Source organism: Variovorax sp. YR566, assembly GCF_051992195.1.
In the GTDB taxonomy this organism is placed as follows: Bacteria; Pseudomonadota; Gammaproteobacteria; order Burkholderiales; family Burkholderiaceae_C; genus Variovorax.
Genome location: NZ_CP197092.1, coordinates 6,280,018 through 6,293,914, shown reverse-complemented (window position 1 = coordinate 6,293,914; position 13,897 = coordinate 6,280,018). Strand labels below are relative to the sequence as shown.

Annotated in this window: 14 protein-coding genes; 1 reads left to right on the top strand and 13 read right to left on the bottom strand. The window is 67.9% G+C overall.

Translation table 11 applies throughout. The features are described 5' to 3' along the window. Positions 1-15: 15 nt before the first annotated feature. The 5 genes from ACTG4X_RS29460 to ACTG4X_RS29440 form a co-directional block, all read right to left on the bottom strand. Positions 16-375, bottom strand: a complete 360-nt coding sequence (locus ACTG4X_RS29460) for a DUF1428 domain-containing protein (RefSeq protein ID WP_093057602.1) — start codon at positions 373-375, stop codon at positions 16-18. Between the two features lie 70 nt (positions 376-445). Beyond that, on the bottom strand, positions 446-1,918 hold the full coding sequence (locus tag ACTG4X_RS29455) for a DHA2 family efflux MFS transporter permease subunit (RefSeq protein WP_440532600.1): 1,473 nt from the start codon (positions 1,916-1,918) through the stop codon (positions 446-448). A 37-nt stretch (positions 1,919-1,955) separates the two neighbouring features. Continuing rightward, positions 1,956-2,375 carry a VOC family protein gene (locus tag ACTG4X_RS29450; protein ID WP_440532599.1) on the bottom strand — a complete coding sequence of 140 codons (420 nt, stop codon included), beginning with the start codon at positions 2,373-2,375 and terminating at the stop codon, positions 1,956-1,958. A gap of 17 nt (positions 2,376-2,392) precedes the next feature. After that, entirely contained in the window at positions 2,393-2,920 is a 528-nt protein-coding gene (locus tag ACTG4X_RS29445) for an SRPBCC family protein (protein WP_093177530.1), read from the bottom strand. A 42-nt stretch (positions 2,921-2,962) separates the two neighbouring features. After that, positions 2,963-3,400: a VOC family protein gene (locus tag ACTG4X_RS29440; RefSeq protein WP_093079560.1), complete on the bottom strand. Its 438-nt coding sequence runs from the start codon at positions 3,398-3,400 to the stop codon at positions 2,963-2,965. Between the two features lie 131 nt (positions 3,401-3,531). Between ACTG4X_RS29440 and ACTG4X_RS29435 the strand changes: the two genes are divergently transcribed. Continuing rightward, positions 3,532-4,185, top strand: coding sequence for a TetR/AcrR family transcriptional regulator (locus ACTG4X_RS29435; protein ID WP_435459207.1), 654 nt, complete (start codon positions 3,532-3,534; stop codon positions 4,183-4,185). 15 nt (positions 4,186-4,200) lie between these two features. Here ACTG4X_RS29435 and ACTG4X_RS29430 read toward each other — a convergent pair whose 3' ends face one another. From ACTG4X_RS29430 to ACTG4X_RS29395, 8 genes are read right to left on the bottom strand one after another with little or no spacing between them, the layout of a single operon-like run. After that, positions 4,201-4,692, bottom strand: coding sequence for a MarR family winged helix-turn-helix transcriptional regulator (locus ACTG4X_RS29430; RefSeq protein ID WP_093079558.1), 492 nt, complete (start codon positions 4,690-4,692; stop codon positions 4,201-4,203). A 46-nt stretch (positions 4,693-4,738) separates the two neighbouring features. Beyond that, the gene (locus tag ACTG4X_RS29425) at positions 4,739-6,496 is read right to left on the bottom strand and encodes an acyl-CoA dehydrogenase family protein (protein ID WP_440532598.1); all 1,758 of its coding nucleotides are present in this window, start codon (positions 6,494-6,496) and stop codon (positions 4,739-4,741) included. A 21-nt stretch (positions 6,497-6,517) separates the two neighbouring features. Then, a complete protein-coding gene (locus ACTG4X_RS29420) occupies positions 6,518-8,251 on the bottom strand; it encodes a tannase/feruloyl esterase family alpha/beta hydrolase (RefSeq protein ID WP_440532597.1) in 1,734 nt (577 codons plus the stop codon). Between the two features lie 46 nt (positions 8,252-8,297). Then, positions 8,298-9,032 carry an ABC transporter ATP-binding protein gene (locus ACTG4X_RS29415; protein ID WP_354338041.1) on the bottom strand — a complete coding sequence of 245 codons (735 nt, stop codon included), beginning with the start codon at positions 9,030-9,032 and terminating at the stop codon, positions 8,298-8,300. Position 9,033: 1 nt separating this feature from the next. Beyond that, entirely contained in the window at positions 9,034-10,848 is a 1,815-nt protein-coding gene (locus ACTG4X_RS29410; RefSeq protein WP_440532596.1) for a branched-chain amino acid ABC transporter ATP-binding protein/permease, read from the bottom strand. 1 nt (position 10,849) lies between these two features. After that, complete coding sequence (locus ACTG4X_RS29405) at positions 10,850-11,890, bottom strand: branched-chain amino acid ABC transporter permease (protein ID WP_093079547.1); 1,041 nt, start codon at positions 11,888-11,890, stop codon at positions 10,850-10,852. A 22-nt stretch (positions 11,891-11,912) separates the two neighbouring features. Next, entirely contained in the window at positions 11,913-13,058 is a 1,146-nt protein-coding gene (locus ACTG4X_RS29400) for an ABC transporter substrate-binding protein (RefSeq protein ID WP_440532595.1), read from the bottom strand. A 57-nt stretch (positions 13,059-13,115) separates the two neighbouring features. Further along, positions 13,116-13,880 (bottom strand): SDR family NAD(P)-dependent oxidoreductase, encoded by a 765-nt coding sequence (locus tag ACTG4X_RS29395; RefSeq protein WP_440532594.1) that lies wholly within the window; start codon positions 13,878-13,880, stop codon positions 13,116-13,118. Positions 13,881-13,897 lie beyond the last annotated feature (17 nt).

The following is a 13,897-nucleotide window of genomic DNA, read 5'->3' as shown; positions in this document are numbered from 1 at the left end:
GCGTGTCGGGCGAGGTCAGAGCTCGACGATGCTCTTGAAGCCACCGAAGATCATCCGCTTGGCATCGAAGGGCATGGTCTTCGGGTCCATTGCCGCGATGCGCGGGTCGGCCATGACCTTCGCGTTCACCGTGTCGCGGTGCTTGCGCGACTTGTAGACGATCCACGAGAAGGCCACGGTCTCGTCGGTCTTCAGCTTCACGCTCTGCGGAAACGAGGTCAGCTTGCCGGGCTTCACGTCGTCGGCGATGCACTCCACATATTCGATCGCGCCGTATTCCATCCAGACCTTGCCGGCCTTGCGCGCCAGCTTGCGGTAGGCCTCGACGTTGGCGGTGGGAATGGCGACGATGAAGCCGTCTACATAACGAGCCATGGGTGTTCTCCTGAATAAAGAGTGGAACCGTTGAAGAAAGAAAACCGGCGGTTGCATGGCGTGTTGCCGCTCACGATGCCGCCGTCTCCCGGGGTGCTCCTTTTCCGTCAGCCTTTTCGTTGTTCTCCATTTGCCCAGGCATGATGGTGCGAAGCAGCAAGGCCCCGATCAAACCCGCCGCCGCCGCGAACACGGCACCGACGAGAAACGCAAGGTTGTAGCCACCGGTGAGGGCCAGCGGCATCTGCGCGCCGGCCGCTTCCATCGACGCGCTGCGCGCTGCCGCGGCGCTGGCCAGCACGGCCAGGCCCAGTGCGCCGCCCATCATGAAAGAGGTGTTGACCACGCCCGAGGCCAGGCCCGAATCGGACGGGCTCACCTCGCTCATGGCCGCCAGCAGCACCGGATTGAAGGCCATGCCCGCGCCGAGGCCGAGCAGCATCATCCCGGGCAGCACGTCGGTCACGAAGCTGCCGTTGACCGGTGCGCGCGCGAACAGTGCCAGCCCGATGGCCGCGAGCCAGAGCCCGGCGGCCAGTGGCTTGCGAATGCCGAAGCGCATCACGATCTTGGCCGACAGGCCGAGCGAGAACACCGCCATGATCACGTTGGCCGGCAGGAAGGCCAGCCCGATCTGCATGGGCGTGTAGTTCAGCACCAGCTGCATGTACAGCGCCGAGATGAAGAACCACGCGAACATTGCCGCGGCCCACAGCACGCCGACCACGTTGGAGACCGACACGCTGCGCAGCTTGAACAGGCCCAGCGGCATCAGCGGATGCTGCACGCGCGACTCGATGCCGATGAAGATGGCCAACAGCACCACGGCCGCGCCGAGCAGGCTCACCGTTTGCGTGGAGCCCCAGCCGGCCTCGTTGCCGTTGACCACGCCGTACACCGCGAGCATCAGCGACAGCGTGACGGTGATGGCGCCCGCAACGTCGAGCTTCTCGCCATGCGCATGGCCGCGCGCGCTGGGCAGCAGCGCCACGCACAGCGCGTATACCGCAACGCCGATGGGCAGGTTCACCAGGAAGATCCAGTGCCAGCTCAGCGTGCTCGTCAGCATGCCCCCCAGCAGCACGCCGATGCTGCCGCCGCCCGCGCACACGAAGCCGTACACGCCCATTGCCTTGGCGCGGTCTGCCGGCTCGGTAAAGAGATTCATGATGAGCGAGAGCGACACGGCAGAGACCACCGCGCCGCCCAGGCCCTGCACCGCGCGCGCCGCCACCAGCAGGCCCTGCGAGGTCGAGACCCCGCAGGCCAGCGATGCCAGCGTGAACAGCACCAGGCCCGCGAGGAACACGCGGCGGTGGCCGTACAGGTCGCCGAGCCGGCCGCCCAGCAGCAGGAAGCCGCCGAAGGTCAGCATGTAGGCGTTCACCACCCAGACCAGCGAGGTCTCGGTGAAGCCCAGGTCGGTACGGATCGAGGGCAGCGCCACATTCACGATGGTGGTGTCGAGCACGATCATCAGAACGCCGAGGCACAGCACCATCAATGCGAGCCAGCGCTTTCGGCTGTCGAGTTGGTTGGTCATGGGAAGTGCAATTCCTGTAGAGCGATGGGAGGAAGGGTCAGACCAGCGGCTTCCCGCCGTTGATCAGCCACGGCGTGCCGAAGCGGTCGGTCACCATGCCGAAGCCTTCGACCCAGAAGGTCTTCTCGAAGGGCATGGAGACCTTGCCGCCGTCGGCAAAGGCGTCGAACACGCGGCGCGCTTCGGCGACGGTATCGAGCGTCAGCGCGACGCCGAAGCCCTTCATGCCTTCGTACGGCTGGCCGGGCATGGAGTCGGAGGCCATGAGCATGCCTTCGCCGTAGGCCAGGGAGGCATGCATGATGCGCTTCTTCGCCTCGGGCGGAAACTGCTCGGTGTCGGGTGCTTCGCCGATGGTCATCATCATCTGCATGGTGCCGCCGAGCGTCTTCTCGTAGAAGCGCATGGCCTCGGCTGCATTGCCGTCGAACGTGAGGTAGGCGTGAATGGGGGACATGAGGTTTCCTTGTGGGGTTACTTTTCGGTGGCCGTCTTGAGATTGGCGAGGCCTGCTTCGAAGTCCTTGCCGATCATCTGGTCCATGTTGAAGAAGATGCCCATGAGCTTTGCAACGTAAGGGCTGGGGCCATGCATGGCCCAGGTGACCTGCGTCGCATTGCCCTGGGGCTGCAGTGTGAATTCGGCCGTGTTGTGGCCTTCGAAGGGCTTGATGAAGTCGAGCTTGATCGCGACCTTCGACGAAGGCGTCGACTCAACGATCTCCATGCTCCCGGCGCCCGCCTTGTCGTTGCCCTCCCAGGCGTAGGTTGCGCCCTTGCCGCTCGCCGTGCCGCCGAAGGTGCGCTTCATGGCGGGGTCGAGCTTCTCGTAGGGCGACCATGCGCTCCAGCGGTGGAAGTCGTCGATCAGCGGAAAGATCTTGTCGGCCGGCGCGTCGATGCGCGCAGTGCGTTCCACGCGGAACGTGTCGGGCCGGGTGGCGGCGAAGATCAGCAGTGCGGCGATCGCGAGCACGATGACGAGGGCGATTTTCTTGAGCATGTCGGGAGCTTTTTCGGAAGATGGATTGGAGCGTGCGGGGAATCAGGTGGGGTGCGCGACGACCAGCAGCCAGCCCACGCCGAAGCGGTCGGTCAGCATGCCGAAGTTCGAGGTGAAGAAGGTCGGGATCAGCGGCTGCATGACCTGGCCGCCTTCGGCGAGTGCGTTGAACCACTTGACGACTTCGGTGTCGGTGTTGGCGGTGAGCGCGAGCATGATGCCCTCGAACTTCGCTTGTCCCGAGCAGCGGCCATCGGAGGCCATCAACTCGGTGTCGCCGATGCGGAACACGGCGTGCATCACCTTGTTTGCATCGGGTGTGCCGCCGGCGCAACCGGCTTCGGCGTTCTCTGAAGGGGCTCCTGCAGGCGCTTCGCTGTAGCGCATGAGCTGCACGACCTCGGCGCCGAGCGCCTTCTTGTAGAAGCCGAGCGCTTCGTCGCAGCGGCCTTCGAACGAGAGGTAAGACTGGACTTTCATGGCGATTCCTTTGGATTGGAGAGGTGACTCGGAGGCCCCCGGTGTCATGGGCCGCAAACAATCGGATTACTTTGTGTACACCGTCCACAAAGAATAACAGGGATAATGGACAGTGTCCACATGGAATTGCAATGAAGCTCAACAACGTCCCCGACAGCCTGCCGCCCGCCCGCAGCACTTATCGCCACGGCGACCTGCGCCGGGCGCTGCTGGACGCGGGCATTGAACTGGCGCGCGACGGCGGCCCCGGCGCAGTGGTGCTGCGCGAGGCCACGCGGCGCGCGGGCGTGGTGCCCAACGCGGCGTACCGGCACTTCGGCAGCCGGCAGGAGCTGTTGCTCGCGGTGCGCGAGGCGGCCCTGGCCGCGGCGGCGACCGCGATGGAAAAGGAGCTGGCGGTGCTGCCCTGCGACCAGCCGCCCGCAGACTTCGCACGGGCGCAGGTGCGCGCCGTCGGCACCGCCTATCTGCGCTTCGCGCAGGCCGAGCCAGGTTTGTTCCGCACGGCCTTCGTGATCTCCGACGAGGGCAGCGGCGAACTCGGCCCGGGCAAGGCGGGCGCCAGTGGACTGGACCCGTTCCAGCTGCTGGGCAAGGCCATCGACCGGCTGGTGGACGCCGGCGTACTCGACCCGGCGCGGCGCCCGAATGCCGAATACCTCGCGTGGAGCGCGGTGCACGGGCTGGCGCTGCTCATCATCGACGGGCCGCTGCGCGAGCTTCCGGCCGAGGCTGCCCACAGCCTTGGCCAGCAATTGATCGATATGGTCGAGCGGGGCCTCTGAGCCCCCTTCAAAACGCTAGAAATAGATCTTCTGCAGCAACCGGATCAGCGTCTCGCGCTCCCGCGCAGTCAGCTTGGCGCTGGCGTCGGCTTCGAGCTGGATCACGGTCTGCTCGGCCTCGCGGACCAGCGCTTCGCCAGCCGCCGTGAGATGCAGGCCGACGGCGCGGCCGTCATGCGGGTGGGGGCGGCGTTCGATCAGGCCCCGGCTGTCCAGCGTGGCCACCAGGCTCACGAGGTTCGGCGGAAGAATGTCCAGCGCGTTGCACAGCTGCCGCGACGTGGCGCCCGGGTTGTGCGCCAGCAGCGACAGCACTGAAAAGTCGATCTGCTTGAGCCCGTAGGGCGCCATGCGCTCCGCAAAGAAGGCGCTGACGATCAGCCACGCTCGGCGCGCGTTGTAGCCGACTAGGGTTTCGAGCATGCGTGCGTCGAGCCGGTCCTGCTTGCCTTGCGGCACTACGGCCTGCTCGCCTTTCGCGGGGGCGGATTTCGGGGAGGGTGGCATGGCCCGAGCGTAACCGCGAGTGGATGCATGCGAGCGATTCGAGTGGCTAGTTGGCGACACCCGGGGGCGTCGCGGCATGGTGGCTCAGGGCCACCGTCTCGCAGGCCCGCTTGACGATGCCCAGGCGCATTTCGAACTCGGGCAGCACCCAGCGGCGAAAGGCGGCCGCCGCCCGGGCCTTGTCAGCGTCTTGAGGCGCCACTGCCTCGATGCGCGCCCAGGCCCACGCCATCATCGCGAGCATCGTCACGCGCAGGTAGTCGTCGGCCACCTCGTAGGGCAGCACCGGGTTGGCATGCGCCGCCATCGCGACGGTGGTGCCCAGGTAGCGCAGCTGCGCCAGCCGGCGCTGCACGTCGGCATCGGCCTCGCGCGAGGCGTCGAGCGTGTCGCGCAGTTCGAGCAGCACGGCCGACATGCCCACGCCGCCGTCAGGCAACATCTTGCGCACCAGCAGGTCGATTGCCTGGATCTCGTTGGTGCCCTCGTAGATCATGGTCACGCGCGCGTCGCGCACGATCTGTTCGATGCCCCATGCGCGCACGTAGCCGTGGCCGCCGAACACCTGCAGGCATTCGCTCGCGCCGTGAAAGGCCTGGTGCGTGCACGCTGCCTTCAGCACCGGCGTGACGAACGAACACCAGCGCTGCGCGCGCTCGCGGGCCTTCGGGTCGGCGTCGTGCGCGGCGACGTCGAGCATCAGCGCGCTGCGGTAGGCGAGGGTGCGCGCACCGTCGATCCATGCGCGCTGCGTGTCGAGAATGCGGCGCACGGCCGGGTGCTCGGCGATCAGGTCGGCCGGCTCGCTGCCGCGGCTGGCGGGCACGGGGCCGGGGGCTCGCATCTGGCGGCGCTCGGCGGCATAGGCGTCGGCCTTCTGCCAGGCGGCGTCGAGCAGGCCGATGCCTTGCAGCGCCACGTGCAGGCGCGCCGAATTCATCATCACGAACATCGCAGCCAGGCCGCGGCCGGGCTCGCCGACCAGCCAGCCGGTGGCGTCGTCGAAGCGCATCGTGCAGGTGGGGCTGCCGTGCAGGCCCATCTTTTCTTCTATGCGTTCGCAGTGCACCGCGTTGCGTGTGCCGTCGGGCAGCAGCTTGGGTACCAGCACCAGCGACAGGCCCTTGGGGCCGGCCGGCGCATCGGGCAGGCGACAAAGCACGAGGTGCACGATGTTCGGCGTCAGGTCGTGTTCGCCGCCGGAAATGAAGATCTTGCCGCCGTTCACCCGCAGGCTGCCGTCGGCCTGCCCCACCTGCGGTGTGGCGCGCGTGCGCACCTGCCCCAGGTCGCTGCCCGCATGGGCTTCGGTGAGGCACATGGTGGCGAGCCACTCGCCGGTCGCGATCTTCTGCAGATAGCGCTGCTTCAGCTCCTCGCTGCCGTGGTGCTTGAGGCAGGCATACGCGCCATGCAGCAGGCCGGGCGCCATCGTGAGGCCATGGTTGGCGGCGGCCAGCCATTCGTAGAGCACCGCTTCGAGCACCGCGGGCAGGCCCTGGCCGCCGTCTTCCGTCGCGGCCGACAGCGCGGGCCAGCCGCCGTCGACGAAGGCCTGGTACGCCTCGCGAAAGCCCGGCGGCGAGACCACTTCGCCGTCGACAAAGCGGCAGCCGATCTCGTCGCCGCCACGGTTGATGGGTGCCACTACCTCGCCGACGAAGCGGCCTGCCTCTTCGAGAACTTGCGACTGCAGGGCCTCGTCGACTTCGGCAAAAGGCGCGAGCGTGGCCAGGCAGGCAGGCGCGTCGAGCACGGCATTGAGCAGGAAGCTGACGTCTTCGGGGCGGGGCTGGTAATCCATCGGGGGCTCGGTAACTCGGTATCAGGGCGTCGGGAGCTTGCACGCGAAGCTGCTCGCGCGTTCGGTATCGCCGCCGGTGTAGGTTGCGACTTGCGGGTAGGGGCACAGCGGCCGCGTGCGTTGCGCCGACCAGTTGGCCGGCACCTCGGCGTTGGGCACCGCCGCGCCCGTGCCGCGCGCCGAGGCGGTAACCGATGCGGGCGCCTTGCCCTGCTCGACCCAGTCGACCAGCGCGCTCAGCATGTCGAACTGGTCGGTGGCCGGGCCGCCCGCGCAATGGTTCATGCCGGGCACCGGGAAGTAGCGTGCGAACGACGAGGCATCGCCGCCATTCGCGGCCTGCACACGGTCGTACCAGGCCTGCGTGTCGTCGGACGAGAACACCGGGTCGCTGGTGCCGTGGTAAACGATCATCCGGCCGCCGCGGTTGCGCAACGCGCCCAGGTTGGCCGCGTCGGGCGGCGTCATGAATGACAGGGCCGATTCGCGGAACACGCCATCGGTGGCCGCGATGCGCGGCGCGTCGCGGTCCATGTCGAAGCCCAGTGCGAAGGGCAGGCCCTGCGGCCGGTCGGCCAGTGGCGGCGTGCTGAAGATGAAGCCCACGGCACCCGCGTCGCGCGTCGGCGGGCTCGCGAACTTCCACTCACGCCAGTTGGCGCCGCTCACGCCCGCGTCGAACGGGAAGCTGCTGTAGATCGGCTGGCCCGCGCTGTTGCGCGCGCCCTTGAACACGTCGGCGAGCGCCTTTTTCTGCGGCGCGCTGAGGCACATGCCGTCACGCGTACCCGCTGCGCAGGTGGGCACCGCCGTCTGGATGTCGAAGCGCGTCTTGCAGGCATTGACGTTCGACACGATGCCGTCGGCCAGGCCGTCGAGCGCGTCGCAGCGCTGCAGCACCTTGTCGGCCACCAGCTTCAGCTCGGCCGGCGTGAACGCGCTCTGCAGGTCGGGCTGGCCGGCGGGTGTCTTCGCGCTGGCCACCGCCGCGTACTGCTGCGCGCCGTAGAGCTGCGCGACTGCCGCCTTCGGCAGGTTGAAGCCGGGGTCGCCCGCGAGGATGCCGTCGTACTGGTCGGCCGAGCGCACGGCAGCCACCATTGCATGCCGCCCGCCGTTGGAGCAGCCACCGAAGTAGGAGCGGTCGGGTCCGCGGCCATAGGCCTTGGCGATCAGGTTCTTGGCCATCGGCGTGAGCTGCGAAACGGCGTTGTAGCCATAGTCGAGCCGCGCCTGCGGGTCGAGCCCGAAGCGCGGGCCCATCGAACCCGCATGGCCGGCGTCGGAACTGATGACGGCAAAGCCCATCTGCAGCGCGCTGCTGCGCGGGCCGCCACCGCCGATGCCGCCGAGCGCCGGCACCACGACGCCGTCGAGCCCGCCGTTGGCCTGGTAGAAGAAGCGGCCGTTCCACGCAACGGGCAGCCGCATCTCGAAGCCGATGGCATAGCGCTGGTTGTCGACGGGGCTCGTGCGCTCGTTCATGCGACCCTGCACGAGGCAGTGCGCGGGCGCGCTCATGGCCACGCCGCCGACCGTGACGGTGCCGGCCGGTACGTCAGTGACCGAGGTGTAGACCGTGCCCGGCAGCGCGGCGCGGGCGGCAAGGTCGGTGCAGGCCTGGAGCGTGCCGGGCCGCGCGGCTGCCAGCGGCGCATGCGGTGCTGCGGGCCGGCCCGCGCAGGCCGTGAGCAATGCGGCAACGCCGAGCGCGGTTGCGCACAGGCCGAGGTGGACGTGGCTCTGTCGGGTCATCAAGTTGTCTCCTTGCCGCGCATGCCGCGGCCTTCTTTTCTTCTCGTCAGGCGGCTTTTCTTGCCGCGCCCAGGTAGGTGTCGATCACGCGCGAATCGACCGCGAGTTCTTGCGCCTTGCCTTCCAGGCTCACGCTGCCCATCTCGAGCACGTAGCCGTGGTCTGCCACTTCGAGCGCGGCGCGCGCGTTCTGCTCCACCAGCAGGATCGTCACGCCCGTGGCGCGCAGCGCATCGACCGTGCGGAAGATCTCCTGCACCACCAGCGGCGCCAGGCCCAGGCTGGGTTCGTCGAGCATCAGCAGCGTGGGGCGCGACATCAGCGCGCGGCCCACTGCCAGCATCTGCCGCTCGCCGCCCGACAGCGTGCCGGCCAGCTGAGCGCGGCGCTCCTTCAGGCGCGGGAACAGCGTGTAGACCTCGTCGATGCGGTCGCGCCACTGCCTGTTGCGCAGTCGCACCTGGCGGAATGCGCCGAGCACGAGGTTGTCTTCCACCGGCATGGTGCCGAACAGCTCGCGCTTCTCGGGTACCAGCGCAATGCCGAGCATCACGCGCTCCTCGAGCGACAGCGCGGAGATAGGCTGGCCCTTGAACTCGATGACGCCTTTCGAGGGCAGCACGCCCATCAGCGCATTGAGCAGGGTGGACTTGCCGGCGCCGTTCGGGCCGATGACGGTGACGACGCTGCCCTGGTCGGCCTGCAGGTCGATGCCGTGCAGCACTTCGGCGCGGCCGTAGCCGGCGTGCAGGTTGCGGATGCGGAGCAAGGGGGTTGTCATTTCAGTGCTCCGTGCCCAGGTACGCAGCGCGCACCTTGTCGCTGTTCTGCACCTCGGCGGGCGTGCCCTCCATCAGGTGCGTGCCGAATTCCATCACCACGATGTGGTCGCAGATGTCCATCACCAGTCCCATGTCGTGCTCGACCAGCAGGATGCTCATGCCTTCGCCGCGCAGTTGCCGCAGCACCTTGCCCAGCGCTTCCTTTTCCTTGTGGCGCAGGCCGGCCGCGGGCTCGTCGAGCAGCAGCAGGGCCGGGTCGGCGCATAGCGCGCGTGCAATCTCAAGCAGGCGCTGCTGGCCCATCGCGAGGTTGCCAGCGAGTTCGTGCAGCAAGTCGCCCATGCCCACGCGCTGCAGCTGGCGCTCGGCCTCGCGGAACAGCGCGCGCTCTTCGGCGCGGTCGATGCGCAGCATGGCTGCAATGGCGCCCTTGCGCCCGCGCAGGTGCGCGCCCAGCGCCACGTTCTCCAGCACCGTCATGTCGGCCACCATCTTCACGTGCTGGAAGGTGCGCGACACGCCGCGCTGCGCGATCTGCCGTGCGCCGAGCCCGCCGATGCCTTCGCCACGGAAGCGCACCGCGCCGCCCGAGAGGCCGAGCACGCCGGTCACCAGGTTGAAGGTGGTCGACTTGCCCGCGCCGTTCGGCCCGATCAGGCCGACGATCTGGCCGGCGCGCGTCTGGAAGCTGATGTCGTTAACGGCTACCAGCCCGCCGAAGGTCTTGCGGATGGCCTGCACGTCGAGCACCACCTCGCCGGCGGCCGGCTTGGCGCGCGCGGGCAGGTCCTTCGCGCCTTGCCAGTCGACGCTGCGGCGCGGACGCGGCAGGCGCCGGTCGATGAATGCCCAGAGCCCTTCGGGCAGGTACTTGAGCACCAGCACGATCATGATGCCGAACACGATCAGCTCGTAGCTGCCGGCCGTGCCGATCAGCTTGGGCAGCAGCACCTGCAGCTGGTCTTCGAGCAGCTTGACCACGCCCGAGCCGGCGATGGCGCCCCACACATGGGCCGCGCCGCCGAGCACCGCCATGAACAGGTACTCGATGCCCATCTTCAGGCCGAAGGGCGAGGGGTTCACCGTGCGCTGGAAGTGAGCGAACAGCCAGCCCGAGATCGACGCGAGCATGGCCGCCAGCACGAAGATGCCGATCTTGAAGCGCAGCGTGTTCACGCCCATGGCCTCGGCCATCTGCGAGCCGCCCGCCAGCGAGCGGATGGCGCGGCCGCTGCGCGAGTCGAGCAGGCGGATCACCGCGAATGCGGCAAGCAGCGCGAAGATCCACACCACCGCATAGAACATGCGCTGCTGCCCGACCTCGAAGCCGAATACGGTGAGGCCCTTCACGCCCAGGATGCCGTCGTACTTGCCGAGTGCATCGAGGTTGCCCATGAGGTAGTACAGCGACAGCGCCCAAGCGATGGTGGCCAGCGGCAGGTAGTGGCCCGACATGCGTAGCGTGATCGCGCCGATGATCGCGGCGCTGGCTCCGGTAAGCGCCAGCCCGATGAAGAGCGTGACCCATGGCGAGAGACCGGTGTTCACCGTGAGGTAGGCGGTGGTGTACGCACCGATGCCCACGAAGGCCGCCTGCCCGAAGGAGGTGAGGCCGCCCACGCCGGTGAGCAATACCAGGCCGAGCACGGGCAGCGTGTAGATGCCGATGTAGTTGAGCTGGATGATCCAGAAGTCGGGCAGCGGGAGCAGCGGCAGCGCGATCAGCACCAGGATCAGCGCGAGCGGGCCCCAGGTGCGCAGCGCGCTCTTGTCGGATGCCGGTGCCGAAGAGGAAGGGTTCAGGAGCGCTTCCATCTCAATGCTCCTCGTCCGAATGGCCGCTGGTCAGCGAGCGCCACAGCAATACCGGCAGGATGATGGTGAACACGATCACTTCCTTGAACGAGCTGGCCCAGAACGAGCCGAAGGCCTCGATGACGCCCACAGCCAGTGCGCCAAGCAACGCCCCTGGATAGCTGGCGAGACCGCCGATCACACCAGCCACGAAGCCCTTCAGGCCGATGAGAAAACCCGAGTCGTAGAACACCGTGGTGGTCGGCCCGATCAGCAGCCCCGAGAGGGCGCCGATCAGCGCCGCCATCGCGAAGGTGAGCTGCCCGGCCGCCTGCGTCGAGATGCCCATCAGTCGCGCGCCCAGCCGGTTCACCGCCGTGGCCCGCAGCGCCTTGCCGTACAGGCTGCGCTCGAAGAACAGCCACAGCAGCACGATCAGCGCGGCCGATACGCCGAAGATGATCAGCGCCTGCCCGCTCACGTTGAGCGGCCCGAGCGCCATGCGCTCGTCCCAGAACGGCGGATTGCGAAAGCCCTCCGCGCCGAAGAACAGCAGGCCCAGCCCGGTCATCGCAAAGTGCACGCCCACCGAGACGATCAGCAGCACCAGCGAACTCGCGCCCGCCAGCGACTGATACGCCACGCGATACACAAGGGGCCCGAAGGCCGTGACGATGAACACCGTGAGCAACGCCTGCACGCCGATCGGCAGGTTGCGCGGGCCGGCCCAGGCCGACACCGCGCAAATGATGGCGGGGAGGGCGAATGTGCGCAGCGCCGCCTTCAGCCCGCTCGCCGCGCTGCCACTGTGGCGCCAGGTGGTGGCCAGGTCCATCAGCGCGGCGACGCCGGCCAATATGAGCAGCAGCCACACCGTGCCCGGCGTCTTGCCGGTCTGGAAGATCGCCAGCGTCAGCGCGCCGTACGCCACGAATTCGCCCTGTGGGATGAAGATGACGCGGGTCACCGTGAAGACGAGCACGATGCCCATGCCCAGCAGGGCATAGATCGCGCCATTGGTGAGTCCGTCCAGCGTCAGGATGCTGGCGATTGAAAGATCCATGGCGTGCGGTCGTGGCGAAGGATTACTGTTCGACCTTGAAGGCGCCGTTCACCACCTTGAGCATCACGCCGGTCTCGGTCGTGTAGCCCCAGTGGTCCTGCGCCGTCCAGTTGAGCACGCCGTGCGCGAGCACCGTGCGGCCCATGCTTTCGAGCGCGTCGCGCAGCGCGGCGCGGAACTCCGGCGTGCCGGGCTTGGCCTTCTTGAGCGCGACCGGCACGGCCTTCTCGAGCACAGTGAGCGCGTCGGCCGAATGGCCGGCGAACTGGTTGCGCGAGCCGGGGCCATAGACCTTTTCGTAGCCCTGCACGAAAGCGACCGCGGCGGCCTTCGACGGGTGGCTGTCGGGCAGTTGCTCCGCCACGGTGGCGGGGCCCGACACCACGAAGGTGCCTTCGGCGTCCTTGCCGGCGGTGCGCATCAGGTCTTGCGTGGCGGCGGCGTGCGTCTGGTAGACCTTGCCCTTGAAGCCGCGCTCCATCACTGCCTTTTGCGGCATGCCGGCACCGCTGCCCGAAGCGACGATCAGGATCGCATCCGGGTTGGCTGACGTGAGCTTCAGCACCTGCCCGGTCACGCTGGTGTCGGCGCGCGCGAAGCGCTCGGTGGCGACGATCTTGATACCGTTCTTGGCGGCCTCGGCGGTCAGCGCCTTCAGCCACAGCTCGCCGTAGGCGTCGGTGTAGCCGAGGAAGCCGACCGTCTTCACGTTCTGCTTCTTCATGTGCGCGACCACCGCGAAGGCCATCACGTCGTTCGACTGCGGCAGGCGGAAGAACCATTTGTCCTTGCCCGGCGGCAGGCCGGCGGGCGCGGTGGAGATCTGCGGCGTGCCCGCTTCGGCCGTCACGTCGGCCATTGGGATGGCGACCGGCGTGGCGCTGGAGCCGACGATGACGTCGGCCTTGTCTTCGGTGACGAGGCGCTGCGCGTCTTTCACGCCGGTGGTTGGGTCGGTGGCATCGTCGAGCACGACGACCTTCAGCGTTTCGCCCGCGATGGTCTTGGGCCAGATCATGATGCCGTTCTTCACCGGAATACCCAGGCCCGAGGCGGGGCCCGTGAGCGGCTGCACCACGCCGATGGTGATGTCGGCATGGGCCATGCCGATCATGCCGGTGGCCATGAGCGCCAGCACGGCGGCGAGGGTGGTCTTCTTGAAGGTCATCGATGTCTCCTGATACGTTGTGAGGCGAGAACTTGGGAACGCGAAAAAAGCGGCGGCTCAGCGCGGCGCCATGCGCAGTGCGCCGTCGAGGCGGATCACCTCGCCATTGAGGTGCCCGTTGGTGACGATGTGGCAGGCCAGCTCGGCGAACTCCGAGGGCTTGCCCAGGCGCGGCGGGAAGGGAATGGATGCGGCCAGTGAATGTTGCACCGCCTCGGGCAGCTCCAGCAGCAGCGGCGTGGCGAACAGGCCAGGCGCCACGGTGCACACGCGAATGGCGTGCTGCGCAAGGTCGCGCGCCATCGGCAGCGTCATGCCGACCAGGCCGCCCTTGGAGGCGCTGTAGGCCTGCTGGCCCACCTGGCCGTCGAAGGCGGCGACCGAGGCGGTGAAGAGCATCACGCCCTTTTCGCCGTTGTCGAGCGCATCGAGCTTCGCGCAGCGCGCGGCGAACAGGCGCGCCATGTTGTAGCCGCCGATCAGGTTGATGTTGACCACGCGCACGAAGTCTTCGAGCGGCGCGGGGTTGCCGTCCTTGCCGACGATGCGCTTGGCGCTGCCGATGCCGGCCACGTTCATCAGGATGCGTGCGGTGCCGTGCGCTGCGGCGGCCTTGTCGAGTGCTGCATTCACGCTGTCGGTGTCGGTGATGTCGCAGACGCAGGCGACGCCGCCGATCTCCGCCGCCACCTTTTCAGCGAGCGCGGCATTGCGGTCGAGCACTGCGACCTTGGCGCCCAGGCGTGCGAGTTCGCGTGCGGTGGCTTCGCCGAGGCCCGATGCGCCGCCGGTGACGAGGGCGGCTTGTCCTTCGATCTTCATTCTTGTGTCTCCTGGAT

Coding starts and splice junctions, on each gene's coding strand:
- ACTG4X_RS29415 (WP_354338041.1), bottom strand. CDS start 9,032: ATGACAACCCCCTTGCTCCGCATCCGCAACCTGCACGCCGGCTACGGC.
- ACTG4X_RS29400 (WP_440532595.1), bottom strand. CDS start 13,058: ATGACCTTCAAGAAGACCACCCTCGCCGCCGTGCTGGCGCTCATGGCC.
- ACTG4X_RS29455 (WP_440532600.1), bottom strand. CDS start 1,918: ATGACCAACCAACTCGACAGCCGAAAGCGCTGGCTCGCATTGATGGTG.
- ACTG4X_RS29440 (WP_093079560.1), bottom strand. CDS start 3,400: ATGAAAGTCCAGTCTTACCTCTCGTTCGAAGGCCGCTGCGACGAAGCG.
- ACTG4X_RS29450 (WP_440532599.1), bottom strand. CDS start 2,375: ATGTCCCCCATTCACGCCTACCTCACGTTCGACGGCAATGCAGCCGAG.
- ACTG4X_RS29435 (WP_435459207.1), top strand. CDS start 3,532: ATGAAGCTCAACAACGTCCCCGACAGCCTGCCGCCCGCCCGCAGCACT.
- ACTG4X_RS29460 (WP_093057602.1), bottom strand. CDS start 375: ATGGCTCGTTATGTAGACGGCTTCATCGTCGCCATTCCCACCGCCAAC.
- ACTG4X_RS29395 (WP_440532594.1), bottom strand. CDS start 13,880: ATGAAGATCGAAGGACAAGCCGCCCTCGTCACCGGCGGCGCATCGGGC.
- ACTG4X_RS29405 (WP_093079547.1), bottom strand. CDS start 11,890: ATGGATCTTTCAATCGCCAGCATCCTGACGCTGGACGGACTCACCAAT.
- ACTG4X_RS29445 (WP_093177530.1), bottom strand. CDS start 2,920: ATGCTCAAGAAAATCGCCCTCGTCATCGTGCTCGCGATCGCCGCACTG.
- ACTG4X_RS29410 (WP_440532596.1), bottom strand. CDS start 10,848: ATGGAAGCGCTCCTGAACCCTTCCTCTTCGGCACCGGCATCCGACAAG.
- ACTG4X_RS29420 (WP_440532597.1), bottom strand. CDS start 8,251: ATGACCCGACAGAGCCACGTCCACCTCGGCCTGTGCGCAACCGCGCTC.
- ACTG4X_RS29425 (WP_440532598.1), bottom strand. CDS start 6,496: ATGGATTACCAGCCCCGCCCCGAAGACGTCAGCTTCCTGCTCAATGCC.
- ACTG4X_RS29430 (WP_093079558.1), bottom strand. CDS start 4,692: ATGCCACCCTCCCCGAAATCCGCCCCCGCGAAAGGCGAGCAGGCCGTA.